Raw genomic sequence first — 14,930 nt, 5'->3', positions numbered from 1 at the left:
CTTCGTAGAAGTTGACAGTCCCTCCCGGAGGGAAGATGCCAGTAACCAGCCGCTCCCAGAACGCACCGGCCCTGTCCCACAGAGAGCGCCAGGTGCTGGCCCACATCGCGGCAGGCCTCTCCCACAAGCAGATCGCCAGACGCCTCGGCATCAGCGTGCACACGGTCAGCACCTACCTGCGCCGCATCCGCAGCAAGCGCACCGCCCCGACGGTGGCCCACCTGATCCGCCTGAGCATGACGGAGGACGCGACGGCTACGGGCGGGCCTGGCTGACCGTCGCCGCGATCGAGCGGGGCGGGCTGGCCCTCGCTACGATTCGAGCGGGCCTAGCTGCCCCTCGCCGCAATCGAGCGGGGCGGGCTGGCCCTCGCCGCGATTCGAGCAGGCCGAGCTGGCCCTCGCTGCGGTCGAGCGGGTCGAGCTGCCCCTCGCCGCGAGCGGACCGAACCGAGCTCTCGCCGGGCAGAACGGGTGACGGGTTCTGCCGGGCAGTATGAGTGACGGCTGCCGCCCGGTTAGTACGAGTGACGACACCCGCCCGGCAGTATGCGTGACCGCTCCCGCCGGGCAGTGCGCGTGACCGCTCCCCCCGGCAGTACGCGTGACGGCTCCCGCCCGGTGAGGCGGCTTGAGTTTCCCCTCAGAGAGGCGACTTGTCTCCCCCTCGGGGAGGCGACTTGAGTCTCCCCCTCAGGGAGAGTCGAGACTGGCAGCCATGAACATGAACACATCGCTCCCGCCCCGCACACCCCGCACACCCCTCACGTCCACCGTCCTGCGAGCGGCGGCGACCGGCACGGCCCCGCCCCTCCTTCTCCGCGCCTGGCACGAGGAAGACGTCACGGCACTCGTCGAGGGCCACCGAGACGACCCCACGGAGGCCCCGCCGGGCGCCCCGGTCATCCGGACCGAGGCCGACGGCCTGCGCTGGATCCACCTCCAGCAGCAGGCATGGACCGCCCGCACGCGCTACGCCTTCGCCGTCAGGGAAGCCTGCCCCGACGGCTCCGAGGGCGCACTACTGGCCCACGTGGTCCTCAAGGACGCCACACCCGGCAGCCCCTCGGCGGAAGTCGGCTACTGGACAGCACCCCGGTCCCGCGGCCAAGGCATCGCCCCCCGAGCCCTGAAAACCCTCACCACCTGGGCCTTCACCACCTTCGCCCCCACAGGCCTGACCCACCTGAACCTCCTCCACCAGGTCACGAACGAGGCCTCATGCCGAGTGGCCCAAAAGACGAACTACACCTACTCCCACACGCTCCCGCCCCACCCGCCGATGTATCCGCAGGAGGGCCACGTGCATGTGGCCCGCATGCCGGCCCGACAATGCCCCTGAGATCAGGCAGATCCAACTCACGCCAGGAGTAGCGGATGGCGATCCATGCGGAAGTACGAAAAACGAGCGAGACTGTAACGCAGGTCCGCTACTCCTTCTCGGACAGCTCGGGCACCGAGCGCTTCATGGTCCTGGACAAGGTCGCTGAGAAGTGTTGGCCGGAAGACGGCGTCGACAACGTGCTTTACCGGGCTGTAGCGGGCAAGGTGGCCACCGCTTGGCTGCGGGGAGGCGCGGCACCGGAGCGCATAGTGGTGGCGTCCTGAGTTGTCCCCCAGGCCCCCGCCCCGCACGGCCCGCCAAAGTCGCCGTCGCCGTCGCCGTCAGAGCGCCGCGAACCCGACGAACGCGGCCCACGCGGTCGCCCCTACGGTCAGTGCGGTACAGGTCGCGTCCTTCGAATCACGGACGTGGACCTCGCCGGGGCAGGCGGCGACCTCGACGCATTCGCCGCCTTCCTCGCTGCTGTAGCTGCTCCTGCGCCATACCAACTGATCTATGTACGGCTGATGTGCGTGCGCATTCATGGCTCTCCCAGCAACTTCTGTACGTACGCCGACGATTCGCGAGGCGTCAGGGCCTGCGCCCGGATGATCCCGTACTTGGCCTCCAGCACACGGACGCGTTCCCGCTCCGTCTGCACACGGCTCACATTCTGCACCTCGGCGTACGCGATCCTCCGCCCTTCCTTGGTCTCGATCAAGGTGAAGGGACCAGCCATGCCGGCGTTCTCCTCACGGTCGAGCGGCATCACCTGGATCTCAATGTTCCGCCGCGCCCCCGTCAGCAGAACGTACTCAAGTTGGCCACGCAGCACAGCCCGGCCCCCAATGGGACGCCTCAACACGGCCTCGTCGACGACGAAGCTGGCGAGCGGCGCATCACGACCGGACAAGATTTCCTGACGGGCCAGGCGTGCGCCCACTCGCTGTTCGATCAACCCGTCATCCATGGGCGGCCGCATCATCATGAAGACGGCCCGCGCATACTCCTCGGTCTGCAGGAGTCCAGGCACCGCCTGGTTGGCATACACGTGCAATTCGACGGCCTCGGCCTCCAACCGTGCCGCATCGCGAAAGAACGCCGGGTAATGGGCCCGCGCAACCTCCTCCTTGCTCGCGACCAGCACCCCGCCCGCCCCCAGTACGTCATCCGCCTGGTCGATGAACTTCGGTGGCGGAATGCGTCTCCCCTGCTCGAACGCCGCGATCGTCGATGCCGAGTAACCACACAGCGCCCCGAGCCCCGCGCGGTCCATCCCCGCCCGTTCCCGCAACAGCTTCAGCTGCCGCCCGAACACGCACAGCATGCCCGCCCCGACCTCATGTTCCGTCGGTTGCACCTCGTCGTCCACGCCGCGACTCCTCCCGTACGACCACCACAGTCACCGGACACCGCTCGCCCAACGCAAGGCCCGGGAACCGGTCACGCCCAACACCACGTACAAGCCCACGGCACGCGCGTACAGCCCGCACCCGTCAGCGCGACGCTCCTGTTCAACGCTACGCACCGTCCACGACCGTTGACCCTATGAAGTCACCAGCTCCCCCGAACGGGCATATGCCGCAACACTCCACACCCGAACGCGAGTTCAGCATGCGCTTCACCTCAACCCCGCGCGGCGCCCGCCTCGCCCGCCGACTCGTCTCGTACCACCTGAACGACTGGGGCCACCCCTACACGAGCCCGGTCAACGAGACGCTCACGCTCATCACGGCGGAGCTGACCGCCAACGCCGTGCAGCACGGTCATGTCCCCGGCCGCGACTTCCACGTGCGTCTCGCCCTGGCCGACAACACGCTCCGCGTCGAAGTCACCGACACCCGCGCCGAGAAGGAGCCTCCACCCGCTCACGCGACCCCCGACTCCGCATCGGAGTCCGGCCGCGGCCTGCTCCTCGTAGCCGCCCTCGCGGACGGCTGGGGCATCACCCCACGCACGGCCGCCCCCGGCAAAACGGTCTGGGCGGAGCTGTCACACCCGACCCCGGCGCACCCGCACGATTGCGCCACTCACCCGGAACGCCGTTGCCTCTGCAACTCCACATGAGGAAGTCTGTTGGATACGCTACGAGCCGTAAGTGACGCGCAGCAGAACATGAGCGCGGCCAACTTCGAGGCCGCCCGCTTCTCCAGCTGAGCCGGCCGCTCACGCACACTCCTCAGGCGGACTGCGCCAAGGCCGCGATGGCCGACTACCGGGCCGACGGCGCCTCGGGACGAGTACCACGGCAAGGAAGGAGAACGGCGCGATCGAGACTGCGGCCGATACAGCCCCGTGCACCCCTGAGAGAACCCCATGTCGACACTAATGCGCGCAAAGAAGGAATGCGGGTCCTGGTTTTGGGACCTGAACGAGACCGTGCCATCCGGCCTTGACTCCGCATTGGGCGTCGCGGCAAGAATTATCGGGGTGCTCGATCAGTTCGAGCTGCTTTCGCCGAGCAGCCTGGAATGCATGTGGCTCGTCCCCGGAAAAGGGTTCACAGGGGTGATGAGCACGGTCTTCATGCAAAACCTGGCAGATCCAGAAATCCCTCACAAGCTCTCTGGAAGCCGTCCTGCAGCTTTCCCTGAGGCGAAGATCCGAGACTTCGCGGTCATCGGTAGCGGAGTCTGGTACGACGCTGAGGGGCACCCCCGAAAGGAGCCCCGCCTTGTGGATTTGTCTGTCACAACCTCCTCCTACGGTCCGACCGCAACGGTTTCGGTTCACCATGACGTTTGGAGCTGGTTCAGCTTCTCCGGCCGTCCACATCCGGAGGTGCAGAGCAGGAATGCTCCTCGGCTTGCCGACGCGCTGCGCGGGATCAACTCCGCACTCGGCGGGGAAGCCGAGACAGGCGAGTCGACGTACTTCGGGCATGCAGTCGACTTCGGCATCAGTACGCCGGACGCTGACGAGAATGGACTGGGGCCAGACCTGACGGCCAAGCTGTAACAGCCATGGGCAGGATGCTTGAGCAACCTCACGCCCAAGATATACAACGAGGTCGAGTTTGCTGGGGAGCCCCCTGAAAAGCCGCGCTTGATGGACCTGTCCGTGTCGCCAGCGTCTGTGGAGCTTTCGACTGAGCTCTCGGTGCCCCATGGCATCTGGAGTTGGTTCGATTTCTCCGGACACCGCATCCGGAACGGGGCCGGATCTGGCCGCGCGGCTCTGAATGAAACAGAGGTAACATGAACGAAGAACTCTTCAAATTCATCATAACCTATCTCAATGAAATGCAAGCTTTCGATGTAGATGGGTACCTGCGCCCAACGCTGCACGGTTTCAGTCAAGAGTACGTTGACTCTGTTCGCAATGAGCTCGCGAATATCATCCGCACGCGGGGTCTTTCAGTCGCTGACTACGAAAAACTTACGGATATCCATTTCGCAAGCGAGGAGGATCTGTACGACTACCTCGGCAAGATGTACGGGTATCTATTCGCAGACGGGGATCAGCAACCTGACCCCCCTGACTGAGGCTGGCAACAATTCCGACCGATACCATACACCCCTGAGAAAGCTTCATGTCGACACTCATGCGCGCAAATAAGGAATGCGGTCCCGGCTCTTGAACTTGAACGAGACCGCGCCGTATACGTTTCATGTCGGATGAAATCGCGCCGCCCAACAGGGAAGGATTCCTGCATGATTCAGCGGCCCAAGCGGCAGACTGCCACATCTTCCTCCCGATGACCCAATAGAACAGGCTATTCCGTGCAAATTGCGGATCACTTCACGGAACTCTGGTTTCCAGGATTTGGCAATCCGCGAGGAAGCATACGGGAATCCATCCTCACAAAGGCATACCCTGACCAGCAACATATCGTCGACTACCTGCGAGCTGGGCATGAAATTCTAGCCGTTATGGGGGCGCCAGAGGACAAGCTGAGGTCTGGACGACAGACCCTCGGCGGCGATTCCCTTTACACCGACGGACAGTGGCTGTGGAGAGGCGACCTCTACTTCTATGTAGAGAGTCATCATGTGGCACTACCCGAAGAATTCGTTGCCTATATTCGAAGCCACACATATTCGATCCCGCACGTGGAACGCGCACAACTCCTCAAGGTCTCGGACTACGTAGACGCAAGGTGGTGAGATTTCCTAAGTGATCAGCAAAGACGGCAGTCAGCCACTGGAGTCCGTCACCGTTCGGCGTCGGCTCCTAGACGCTGGTGCCGTTATCGAGCACGTATAGCTTAAGTGAGAGAAGGCAACTTGGTCACCCTCGTACCGCGCCATGCTTCTTGCATCGACACGGCAGCCGAAGCCATGGAGCCGGTCATCAAGAGCGCCAAGGAAGTGCTCGAAGATATCGAGACCTCGGAGTTCGACCGCTTCGACGCCTTGGGTTACTCACTGGCCGCGGCGAAGTGGCACTGCCTGGCGGACCCCATGGCGGAGGAGATTGCCACCTGGGACGCATGGGTCACGACCATGCAGGTCGGCTCCGCGCTATTCATCTCCGGCACTGCGACCGAAGGGCCAGTTCCGTGTCGCATCGGAACCCGAGGCGAGGTGAAGCAACTGCCGGCGACGGGCCCACAGGAGTATCTTCATGCGGGAAATTGGCTTACTTCCTTCTATCTTGCCGCGATCTGTCGGGAGAATGGGCGCCTTGACCGTCTCGCTCGCGTTCCCATCTCGTTCCTTCGTGCTTCAGGCGCCGAATTCGACGATTACATCTACGCCTGGGTGGAGACCCTGCAAAATGCGTGGTTCCGTCGATCGGAGACATGGGAAACCCTAGCGACGGCGATAAATGGTACTGATCCCAACGCCGAACACATCGCCAGCGCTGAGTTGATGTTGAAAATTCTTTATCCTCCATTGGAGATGTTTCACCGCTACCAGCGACAGGATGCGACACAGTTCAATGAGGCGCTGACCAAGGCTCTCACTTGGCACAAGGAATACTGGACCGCCGACGAGGCGCGCTCATTGAGCGGTGAAGGTCTGGTCGCCCTGGGTCCGTTGGCCATTGCCTGTATGGCGTATGACGCGGGCATTCCCATCCAAGTCGAGTCCGAATACATTCTCTCGCCCTGCTTGAGCGTGACAGGGTGGGCGAGATCGACACCTGACCGCACCGAACGGCTAGGAGACATCAGAAGCGGACGCCCATGGCCGCCCAGGACTACGACAGTCAGCTACTGGCGGGCGAACCGTCGCCGCCGTCGGCGACACGTCGTGCGGTGGACTCGGCCCCCGCCATGGAGAAGAGCGAAATGGACGGCCCGCTGGATCTTCCACCAGCAGCAGTCATGGGCAACCGGCACGCGCTACACCTTTGCGGTGTTGGGGACCGACGCCGACGACTCCGAGGGCCCCCTGCTCGGCCACGTGCCCCTCAAGGGCGTCACACCCAGCATCCCATCGACCGAGGTCTGCTACTGGAAAACAGCGGCCCGGGACCGCGGCCAAGGAATCGCCCCCGAGCCCTGGAAACCCTCACCACCTGAGCCTTCACCACCTTCGCTCCCACGGGGATGGCAGGGGCTGTCCGCCCGACAACGTGCGGACCCACCCGCCCGCTCACAGCCGCCTGAGGATCAGGTGGTCTACTTCGCGTGTAGTGATCCCTCGGGTGTGGGCCCGCGCCTGCTCTTCCAGCGCGTTCCCGAAGGGAAGGTCGTTAAGAACCGGCTGCATCTTGACGTGCGGGCCGGTATCGGGCTCGTGGGTGAGGAGCGCCTGGCCACGCTTGAAGCCGAGTGTGCACGGCTGGTCGCGCTGGGCGCGGAACATGTACGAACGATGCGCGCCGACGGAGAGAACGAGTCCTGCATTGTGATGCAGGACATTGAGGGCAACGAGTTCTGTCTCGACTGAAAATCCTGCAAGTCGGCGAGTGCTGGCCCCCCTTGAGCCTCTGTGATCTCGTATGCGGTGGGAGTCATCCCGTGTGGCGCGGACCTTGTGCGAGCGACTGTGCTCCCGCTTCCAGCCGGCAACTTCGCGCCTGGGGTGCAGCGCTGGGGCATGAGGAGACCGGTTCCCGGATGGCCGCCGTCGGCCATCGTGAGGGTCTTGCCCACGGCGACCTTCGCGCCGGACTCCTCCCACGCCTGTCAGTCGTTACGTTGCCGGGCAGGGGTTTACCGACCACTACGACCAGGCGGGTATCCGCGCCAATGACGACCTGGTGGTTGGTGAAGTGGGCTGAGACACCCCGGGGCGGCCGGAAACCACCGAAGTACCGATAACGCCTCTATGGGCAGGATCGCGCCACTCGGTCGAACCTCGTTGCGTCTGCAACTCCGCATGAGGAAGTATGTTCGATACGCTACGAGGCGTAAGTGACGCGCGCGCGCACCGTGACGACCGAACGGGTCCGTGGCGCACGCTAGTTGCCGATTTACGGGGTGGGTGGATGAAGTTCGACATGGGGGACACGACCCTCGCGGTTCTGGGGAAGAACACGACGGGGTCCAGCGACGATCTCGGCACGCTGATCAATCTGCTGGTGCAGGCGGCCGAGCCGCTCGAGGGCAAGTTCAACGGGGCGGGCAAGGCCACCTTCGACTCGTTCAAGCTGCGTGCGGACGAGATCACGGCGGACCTGAACGGTGCGCTGTCCTCGATCCTGGGTGGTCAGGCAGGCATGGACGAGGCGTTCGGCACGGGTGACGACGAGCAGGCCGACAACGCTCACCAGAGCATGGGCGCCGCCAACTTCGAGGCCGCCCGCTTCTCCGGCTGATCCGACCGCCGCCCGTTCCCGCACACTTCTCAGCCACAGAACCACAGGCCACAGGGGGCCGTTTCGTCATGGCAAATCAGAACCGCCGCTCCTACGACACCGGCGCCTCGTCCGACGTCCAGGGCGGACTGCACATCATCATCGGCCAGCTGGAGCGCGTGCTCGGCGACCGCGACCGCGCCGTGAAGGCCGCGATGGCCGACTACCAGGCCGACGGCGTCTCGGACGACTACCACGGCAAGGAAGTCCGCTGGAACAAGGCGGCCAACGAGGTACGCGACATCATCCGCCTCGTACGCACCACGCTGGAAAAGAACGACGGCACCGCACAGACCACACTCGCCAAGGCCAGAGCCGCAGTCGACAACATCGGCTGACCGTCCGACCACAGCAGGCGGTCATACGGGGATACGGGGTTGAAGTAGGGGGGCAGCATGCCTAAGTGGGATATTGAGCCGGGCGGGGTGAGTCACGTCCTGTCAGAGGTGAACGATGTACTGGGCACTTTGAGAAGCCACGTCGGCGGGTACGGCGAGGACTTGGGGGGTGCCGCGAAGTGGTCCGGTGCCCTGGTATCGGGGGAAGCCAGCGGCGGAGGCGACAGCCCGGTCGGGGGCCTGGTCGCCTCGGCGCTCGTCGACTTCGCCGAAGACACCATCAAGGAGGTGCAGTTCATCGGTGCGCGGGCCGGGCAGTCGGTCAGCGGTGCGATGCTGGCCACCGCTGCTTATGAGGCGGGCGACCTGGAGATCGCGGCCGAGGTGCAGCGCTCGGCGGCCAGTGTCGTCGACCCGGTCCTGGAGCGGCCCACGCCCTTCACCCAGGGCTCCCTGTGATTTCCGCGAAGGACATCCCCCACTTCACCGGCGACCTGGAGCAGTTGGAGCAGCACGCCGCCGGGCTGAGAGCCCACGCCGGCGCTCTGCGCCAGGCGGGTGCCGTGGCGCACAGCAGGTTCCAGGGACTGGGGGCCTTCTACGAGGCCCCCGAGGCGGAGAGGCTGTTCGCCTCCACTGCCCCGGTGCGTGACCGTGCGGACGTGTTCGCCTCGAAGGTAGAGACGGTCGCCGGGGCGCTGGACGACTACGCCGGCGCGGTCAGGCCCATCGTCGCCCGCCTGGACCGTCTCAGGACCCGGGCGGCCGATTTCGTGGCGGGCCTGAAGACCGAAGGCGGCGAGATCGACGACGAGTGGGCCCAGGACCAGGACAAGGTCGACGAGCACGCGGCCCTCTGGAAGGAGGTCGCCCAGGCCCAGGCCGACTTCACCACCGCCGAGACCGCCGCCAACAACAAGATCACCGCACTGGTCGGCGGCATCCAGTACGTCCCGCAGGGCTACGAGGGCACCTACGTCCCCCTCGGTTCACGCATCTACGGCTACACCGCTGAGGCGCTCCAGCACGCCGACAAGCTGCCCTGGGGCACCCCGGAGGCCCGGACCTACGACACCTGGGACTACAAACACCATCTGAAGGATGCCGGCGTTGGCTTCAAGGACGCCTTCGTCAGCACCGCCGAGGGGTTCGTGGACCTTGTCACCCCCGGAGCAGCGGGGGACGCGGCTCGCAAGGGACTGGGCATGGCAGTCCTCGGTCTGGAGTCCTACCTCGTCGACCCGGTCAATCAGCAAGGCACGCCGTGGAAAGAACGAATGGCCGAGGGCCGACCGTATGCCAAGGCTTTCGCCAAGGGCCTCGTCGGCTGGGACGACTGGCAAGACCACCCGGGCAAGGCAGCGAGCACCGTCATCTTCAACGGCCTGACCCTCTCCTCCGGACCGCTGGCAGCCGTCTCCAAACTGGCCAAGGGCGGCGCCGTCGCCAAAACCGCCGGCGCCCTGGCCAAGGTCGGCGAAGCCATCGACCCCCTCGGCGCGACAGCCAAGACCATCGGCGCCACCACCCGCGCCATCCCCAAAATCGCAGACGTCACCGCTCGCGTCCGCGCTGGGTTCGGCGACATCCCGCACGCCGGATCCACCAGCAGCGCATGGAAGTTCTCCACGCGCAGCGAACTCAACCTGATCGACGGCAAGTTCGTCCACCTCAAGGACGGCGCCCCCGACACCACACCCGCCCCGGTCGAGCCCGCCGCCCACGATCGGGTACCTTCCGTCGCGACGGTGCAGGACCGGACGCCAGCCGAGCGGGTGGCTCCCGAGGAAACGCCGGGCCGTCCTGAACCCGCGCTGGTCGGTGTGCAGGCCGGTGACAACGGGACTGCCGCATCCCTCGACCGGCCGGGGGACGGTCCACCGCACGGCTCGCCCCTCCACAGGCCAGAAGCCGCTGCCCACCACACCGGCGACAGCGCCTCGCCGCAGTCCGGCTACCATCCGGCCGACGACGGTGGGCCGTTCCTCGGAAGGGGCAGCGGCAGCGACGCCTCAAGCGACACGGGCGGCGCGTACTCGCATGGCTCGCCGGGTGGTGGTGATGCCGGGGGCCCGCCGGTCAGCGGCGGCTCGCATATCGTTCCCACCGGACAGCAAAGCACCCTTGCAGACGGGCCCTGGGAAGGCCCGCACGGGCTGAGGCTCGATACCGAAGCCAACGCTGCCACTCAACAGTTCATGGACCGGGCTTTGACCGTCGAGCCGAGCATCACAGAGGCCGTTCAATCGGCTGCCGCCCGCGTCGAGCATGGAAAACTCAACGGCCTCGACTATCGCCTGAAGGGCGAGGAGTCCCTTAAGCGCAAGGTTGCCACAGCCCTGCTCGACGACGCTCGGTTGACGCCGGAGCGTGCTCTGGCCAACATCAAAGATTCCCTCCGCTACACCGTTGAGATCCGCACCAACGACTACTCGCATGGGGTACAGCAGGCGGTCGACGAGTTGCGGGCCCGGGGCTTCGACAACGTCACCTTCAAGAACACTTGGGGAAGCTCAGGCTACAAGGGCATCAACTCCACTTGGCGCGATCCCGCCACAGGCCAGGTCTTCGAGGTGCAGTTCCACACTCCCGAGAGCTTCACCGCGAAGATGGATACCCATGTCCTGTACGAGAGGGAGCGTCTCCCTGGCACCTCCGCCGACGAGGTCGCCGCTATCCGTACCGAGCAGGCTGACCTCTTCAACCGGGTTCCGGTTCCTCACGGGGCTGGCTCGATCCAGTTTGACGACGCCTTGCGCGGCCTGGATCACGCCGAGATAGAAGATATCGGCCTGAGCAGGCCGAGTGATGCGTCTGTACACGGGAACGGCCCGCCTCGTGAGCTGTCCGCAGAACAACGCACGGCTCACGAAAAGCACCTGAATGATCTCGCGGTACGGTACAGCGACGACTTCGACCAGCTGAAGCAAGACCCTGATCATAAGGGGAAGGTGAAACCGGCAGAGATGGACGAGGCGCGGCTCGCGCTCGACCTGCGAGAAGTCGGCAAGGTTCCCGACGATGTCCAGCGCCCCCCTGAGGCAAATCAGGGGGATCTCTATTCACCCAGCACAGGAGAATTTTACGACATCAAGGGCGTACACTCCGACTGGCCGCCGTTGAACAACCAGAAAAACAAGTCCCTCCCATTCAGGGGGGCATACGATCCGGCGAACAATAAGGGCTGGATCAACAAGCTGCAGGTCCAGATCGTCGACAAGCGTAGGCTAGTCATCCTGGACATGCGCAATGCCGATCAAGCGGCAATTGACGACCTCGGCGCTATCGTCGAGCAGCATGGGTGGAGTGATCGAGTTGTCTGGTATCCCTGACGAGAATCGAACCGTTCGAATGATGCCGCCGGATTCGCGGGCCGCTTCCGCGCTGGACGATTGGATCAAAGACTCCGAGTCCCTGCTGAACGTGGCAGGGCTTGATCTGTCCCAGGTTGATCTATCAGGCGCGGACTTGACAATGGGGCTACTTACGGAAACAACTCTGCGGCGCGCCAAGCTCGTCGGCACCGACCTCTACCGGTCGCATCTAGAACACGCCGTTCTTGATGAAGCCGATCTCACGGGTGCGACCCTGGTCAAGGCAGCAATGGACGAGACGTCCCTGCGTGGGGCCAACCTGCAACAGGCCGACCTGGGCAGTACCGAACTCTGGGCCGTAGATGCACGCGGTGCCTGTTTCCGCGCGGCGAAGCTCGACGGTGCTTCACTGATGGCGGTCAAGCTCCAAGGCGCAGATCTGTCCGACGTCTCGTTGAGTGAAACAGCATTGAAGGTGGTGTTCGACGAGCACACCGTAGTCACCGGACTGTCGGGGACGATCTTCGGGCCTGCACTGCTCGAATCACAAGATACACAGCGCGAAATCGCCGGATCTGAACTCGAGCAGTGGCTTAACAGTCGTGGTGCGTCGGTGCGCGTTCTCAATCCGCCGCCCTCCACCGATATCACGTACTATGCGAAAATCAGTGAAGGTTATTCACGTAACAGCCCTCAGGGGGTTGTGCGACGCCGAACAGAGAACGGCGTCACCTATGACGAGGCATTCACGCGAAATCTGCGCTGGGAGCCCACCGAGTACCTACGGCTCTACGAGCTTGGACACAACGAAGTTGAGCACGTAGAGATCACCGAGACGGAAGTGGCTCATTTCATCCAGGTGGTTACCCAGGAGAACACATGATCTAGCCTGCTGAAGGCGCTCTCGGGCTCACAAGGCATCGGGACAGAAACGGACATCAGTGGCAGCCCACGATTACGACAGCCAACTGCTGGAGTCGGTGCCGGTACGGCGTCGGCGGTTGCGGGATGCTCTGTTGCTCGGCGGCAGCGGCAAAGTCGGCCCCTGGATGAGCGGCTCGGGAAAGCGTTTTCCGGGGTCGTGATCGCGGCAGTGCCGTGTGTCGGTTTTGCGTGGGGCGTGGGGCGTTCGTTCATCTCGCATCGGCTCATGGGGAAAGCGCTCGTGTTATACAGGAAATGCTATTCGTGACATACACTCTCCTGACGATCGACGGCAAGGTTGCCGAAGCCATGCCGCAAATCCTTGCGGAAGCGTTCGATGTTCAGCCCTCCGAAACGGATGTCTCTCCCAGCTCCGAGCTGGAGTCCCGCAATTGGGATGCCTTGGTCACATGTGAGTATGAGGCCGTCGCTGGAGATCTGGCCTGGTCACTGCTCATCCACGCAGCACGGGAAGTAGAACAACAGCATTCCGAGGAAGAGCTGGCCTCACTCCTTTCACAGCGCCTTCAAACTCCAGTGTTCTTCACCTGGGGCGGCGGCCTCCCGTGGATTCGAAAGGTCGCCACACCCGAAGGTGGGTTCACCCTGGCTCGCGTCACCGAGTCCGACGACGAGCGAGCCAGCCTTGCCGTGGAAGCAGCGGAGTCCTCGATCCCTGGCTTTCCAGCACTGCCCATCACGCATTTCCCGGAAGTTGTACGCGCTCTTGCCATTCCGACTCCGGTAACGGATGCCGTGGTACCGCCTACGCCCACCCGTGAGGACGGAAAGCTTCGCGGACTGCTGGTCAACTGGGAGCGTCTGAGCAGCCGCATGCGCTCCGGCTGGCCGCCCGCCGGCTGGTATTCACCGGCGATGTACCAGACAGACATGGAGCTCCGCGACCTACTCACAGCACGTGTTGCCCATCTGGCCACACACAACGAACCCGAGATCGACGACTGCCTCTCCGTGTTGGACGACCAATACCGTGATCTGACTGTCGATGACCGGGGCTGCGCTCTCGCCAACGCCCTGGGGCACGAGGAGACCTATTTGGCGGACCGTCCGTGGTACTGGCAGAGGCGCCCAAATCTCCTGCCGTGGACGCCCGAATGAACACCGCGTCACCACCTGAGCCTTCACCACCTTCGCTCCCACGGGCCCGAGGGTTGTCCCGTAACTGATTACTGGCACGAGAGCGGTTGCTCGAGATTGGCTCCCAGGACCCCCTTGGGTGGGCACCTGCCTCGGTTCACCCCTGCGACCGCACGACACAGCAGCGGATGGCAGGGGCTGTTCGCCCGACAACGTGCGGACCCCCCTGGGACTTGAGACGGGTCCTTGTTATCGTGCGCCGATGTCAACGATCAAGCAGGTCCAAGTGACCTTCGACTGCGCGGAACCTGCGCGTCTCGCCGGCTTCTGGTGCGAGGTGCTGGGCTACGTCGTACCTCCGATCCCGACGGGGTTCGCCACTTGGGAGGACTACCATCGCTCACTGCCGCCTGAGGATCAGGTGGTCTACTTCGCGTGTAGTGATCCCTCGGGTGTGGGCCCGCGCCTGCTCTTCCAGCGCGTTCCCGAAGGGAAGGTCGTTAAGAACCGGCTGCATCTTGACGTGCGGGCCGGTATCGGGCTCGTGGGTGAGGAGCGCCTGGCCACGCTTGAAGCCGAGTGTGCACGGCTGGTCGCGCTTGGCGCGGAACATGTACGAACGATGCGTGCCGACGGAGAGAACGAGTCCTGCATTGTGATGCAGGACATTGAGGGCAACGAGTTCTGTCTCGACTGAGGATCCTGCAAGTATCGGCGAGGTGCTGGAGGCCGCCCCCCTGAGCCTTTGTGATCTCGTATCCGGTGGGAGTTATCCCACCGGTACCCGGATGGCCGCCGTCGGCCATCGTGAGGCAGTCGTTACGTTGCCAGGCGGGGGTTTGCCGACCACTACGACCAGGCGGGTATCCGCGTCAATGACGACCTGGTGGTTGGTGGAGTGGGCTGAGACACCCCGGGGCGGCCGGAAACCACCGAAGTACGGATAACGCCTCTATGGGCAGGATCGCGCCACTCGGTCGAACCTCGTTGCGTCTGCAACTCCGCATGGGGAAGTATGTTCGATACGCTACGAGGCGTAAGTGACGCGCGCGCGCACCGTGACGACCGAACGGGTCCGTGGCGCACGGTAGTTGCCGATTTACGGGGTGGGTGGATGAAGTTCGACATGGGGGACACGACCCTCGCGGTTCTGGGGAAGAACACGACGGGGTCCAGCGACGAT

The 14,930-nt window shown here is 64.2% G+C and carries 16 protein-coding genes and 4 pseudogenes; 16 read left to right on the top strand and 4 right to left on the bottom strand.

Features of this window, described 5'->3' with window-relative positions; genetic code table 11:
* The first annotated feature begins 35 nt into the window (after positions 1-35).
* The 3 genes from ACZ6JY_RS40070 (at position 36) to ACZ6JY_RS40060 (ending at position 1,607) form a co-directional block, all read left to right on the top strand.
* Positions 36-275, top strand: a complete 240-nt coding sequence (locus ACZ6JY_RS40070) for a response regulator transcription factor (RefSeq protein ID WP_469204446.1) — start codon at positions 36-38, stop codon at positions 273-275.
* A 442-nt stretch (positions 276-717) separates the two neighbouring features.
* Entirely contained in the window at positions 718-1,341 is a 624-nt protein-coding gene (locus ACZ6JY_RS40065; protein ID WP_469204444.1) for a GNAT family N-acetyltransferase, read from the top strand.
* 35 nt (positions 1,342-1,376) lie between these two features.
* Positions 1,377-1,607 (top strand): hypothetical protein, encoded by a 231-nt coding sequence (locus ACZ6JY_RS40060; RefSeq protein ID WP_469204442.1) that lies wholly within the window; start codon positions 1,377-1,379, stop codon positions 1,605-1,607.
* Between the two features lie 57 nt (positions 1,608-1,664).
* On the opposite strand, the gene ACZ6JY_RS40055 is transcribed toward ACZ6JY_RS40060, so the two are convergent.
* Positions 1,665-1,868: a DUF397 domain-containing protein gene (locus ACZ6JY_RS40055; RefSeq protein ID WP_469204440.1), complete on the bottom strand. Its 204-nt coding sequence runs from the start codon at positions 1,866-1,868 to the stop codon at positions 1,665-1,667.
* Positions 1,865-2,695, bottom strand: coding sequence for a helix-turn-helix domain-containing protein (locus ACZ6JY_RS40050; RefSeq protein ID WP_469204438.1), 831 nt, complete (start codon positions 2,693-2,695; stop codon positions 1,865-1,867). The genes ACZ6JY_RS40055 and ACZ6JY_RS40050 overlap by 4 nt, the downstream gene beginning before the upstream one ends.
* Before the next feature lie 242 nt (positions 2,696-2,937).
* Here ACZ6JY_RS40050 and ACZ6JY_RS40045 point away from each other — a divergent pair, with 242 nt between their 5' ends.
* The 5 genes and pseudogenes from ACZ6JY_RS40045 to ACZ6JY_RS40025 all read left to right on the top strand — a co-directional run bounded on the left by ACZ6JY_RS40045 (position 2,938) and on the right by ACZ6JY_RS40025 (position 7,163).
* Positions 2,938-3,390 (top strand): ATP-binding protein, encoded by a 453-nt coding sequence (locus ACZ6JY_RS40045; protein ID WP_469204436.1) that lies wholly within the window; start codon positions 2,938-2,940, stop codon positions 3,388-3,390.
* A gap of 363 nt (positions 3,391-3,753) precedes the next feature.
* Positions 3,754-4,281: a hypothetical protein gene (locus tag ACZ6JY_RS40040; protein WP_469204434.1), complete on the top strand. Its 528-nt coding sequence runs from the start codon at positions 3,754-3,756 to the stop codon at positions 4,279-4,281.
* A 239-nt stretch (positions 4,282-4,520) separates the two neighbouring features.
* Positions 4,521-4,808, top strand: a complete 288-nt coding sequence (locus tag ACZ6JY_RS40035) for a hypothetical protein (RefSeq protein ID WP_469204433.1) — start codon at positions 4,521-4,523, stop codon at positions 4,806-4,808.
* 795 nt (positions 4,809-5,603) lie between these two features.
* Positions 5,604-6,308 (top strand): annotated as a pseudogene (locus ACZ6JY_RS40030) (immunity 49 family protein); the annotation flags it as partial.
* Positions 6,309-6,830: 522 nt separating this feature from the next.
* Complete coding sequence (locus tag ACZ6JY_RS40025; protein ID WP_469204458.1) at positions 6,831-7,163, top strand: VOC family protein; 333 nt, start codon at positions 6,831-6,833, stop codon at positions 7,161-7,163.
* A gap of 75 nt (positions 7,164-7,238) precedes the next feature.
* Here the strand turns inward: ACZ6JY_RS40025 and ACZ6JY_RS40020 are convergent.
* Positions 7,239-7,485 (bottom strand): annotated as a pseudogene (locus ACZ6JY_RS40020) (IS5/IS1182 family transposase); the annotation flags it as partial.
* Positions 7,486-7,704: 219 nt separating this feature from the next.
* On the opposite strand from ACZ6JY_RS40020, the gene ACZ6JY_RS40015 reads away from it, so the two are divergent.
* From ACZ6JY_RS40015 to ACZ6JY_RS39980, 8 genes and pseudogenes are all read left to right on the top strand, one after another.
* A complete protein-coding gene (locus tag ACZ6JY_RS40015) occupies positions 7,705-8,034 on the top strand; it encodes a hypothetical protein (protein WP_469204431.1) in 330 nt (109 codons plus the stop codon).
* 68 nt (positions 8,035-8,102) lie between these two features.
* Positions 8,103-8,411 carry a pore-forming ESAT-6 family protein gene (locus ACZ6JY_RS40010; RefSeq protein WP_469204429.1) on the top strand — a complete coding sequence of 103 codons (309 nt, stop codon included), beginning with the start codon at positions 8,103-8,105 and terminating at the stop codon, positions 8,409-8,411.
* Between the two features lie 57 nt (positions 8,412-8,468).
* Positions 8,469-8,870, top strand: coding sequence for a DUF6507 family protein (locus tag ACZ6JY_RS40005; protein ID WP_469204427.1), 402 nt, complete (start codon positions 8,469-8,471; stop codon positions 8,868-8,870).
* Positions 8,867-11,743 carry a hypothetical protein gene (locus ACZ6JY_RS40000; protein ID WP_469204426.1) on the top strand — a complete coding sequence of 959 codons (2,877 nt, stop codon included), beginning with the start codon at positions 8,867-8,869 and terminating at the stop codon, positions 11,741-11,743. The genes ACZ6JY_RS40005 and ACZ6JY_RS40000 overlap by 4 nt, the downstream gene beginning before the upstream one ends.
* Complete coding sequence (locus ACZ6JY_RS39995) at positions 11,709-12,608, top strand: pentapeptide repeat-containing protein (protein ID WP_469204424.1); 900 nt, start codon at positions 11,709-11,711, stop codon at positions 12,606-12,608. Before ACZ6JY_RS40000 ends, ACZ6JY_RS39995 begins: the two co-directional genes overlap by 35 nt.
* 58 nt (positions 12,609-12,666) lie before the next feature.
* Positions 12,667-12,917 (top strand): annotated as a pseudogene (locus ACZ6JY_RS39990) (hypothetical protein).
* Positions 12,914-13,768 carry a hypothetical protein gene (locus tag ACZ6JY_RS39985; protein WP_469204422.1) on the top strand — a complete coding sequence of 285 codons (855 nt, stop codon included), beginning with the start codon at positions 12,914-12,916 and terminating at the stop codon, positions 13,766-13,768. Before ACZ6JY_RS39990 ends, ACZ6JY_RS39985 begins: the two are co-directional and overlap by 4 nt.
* Before the next feature lie 241 nt (positions 13,769-14,009).
* Entirely contained in the window at positions 14,010-14,444 is a 435-nt protein-coding gene (locus tag ACZ6JY_RS39980) for a VOC family protein (protein ID WP_469204420.1), read from the top strand.
* Positions 14,445-14,511: 67 nt separating this feature from the next.
* On the opposite strand, the pseudogene ACZ6JY_RS39975 reads toward ACZ6JY_RS39980, so the two are convergent.
* Positions 14,512-14,648, bottom strand: a pseudogene (locus tag ACZ6JY_RS39975) (IS5/IS1182 family transposase); the annotation flags it as partial.
* Positions 14,649-14,930: the final 282 nt, after the last annotated feature.

This window comes from Streptomyces sp. NPDC046335 (assembly GCF_055587985.1).
This window is presented reverse-complemented; position numbering and strand designations above follow the sequence as displayed.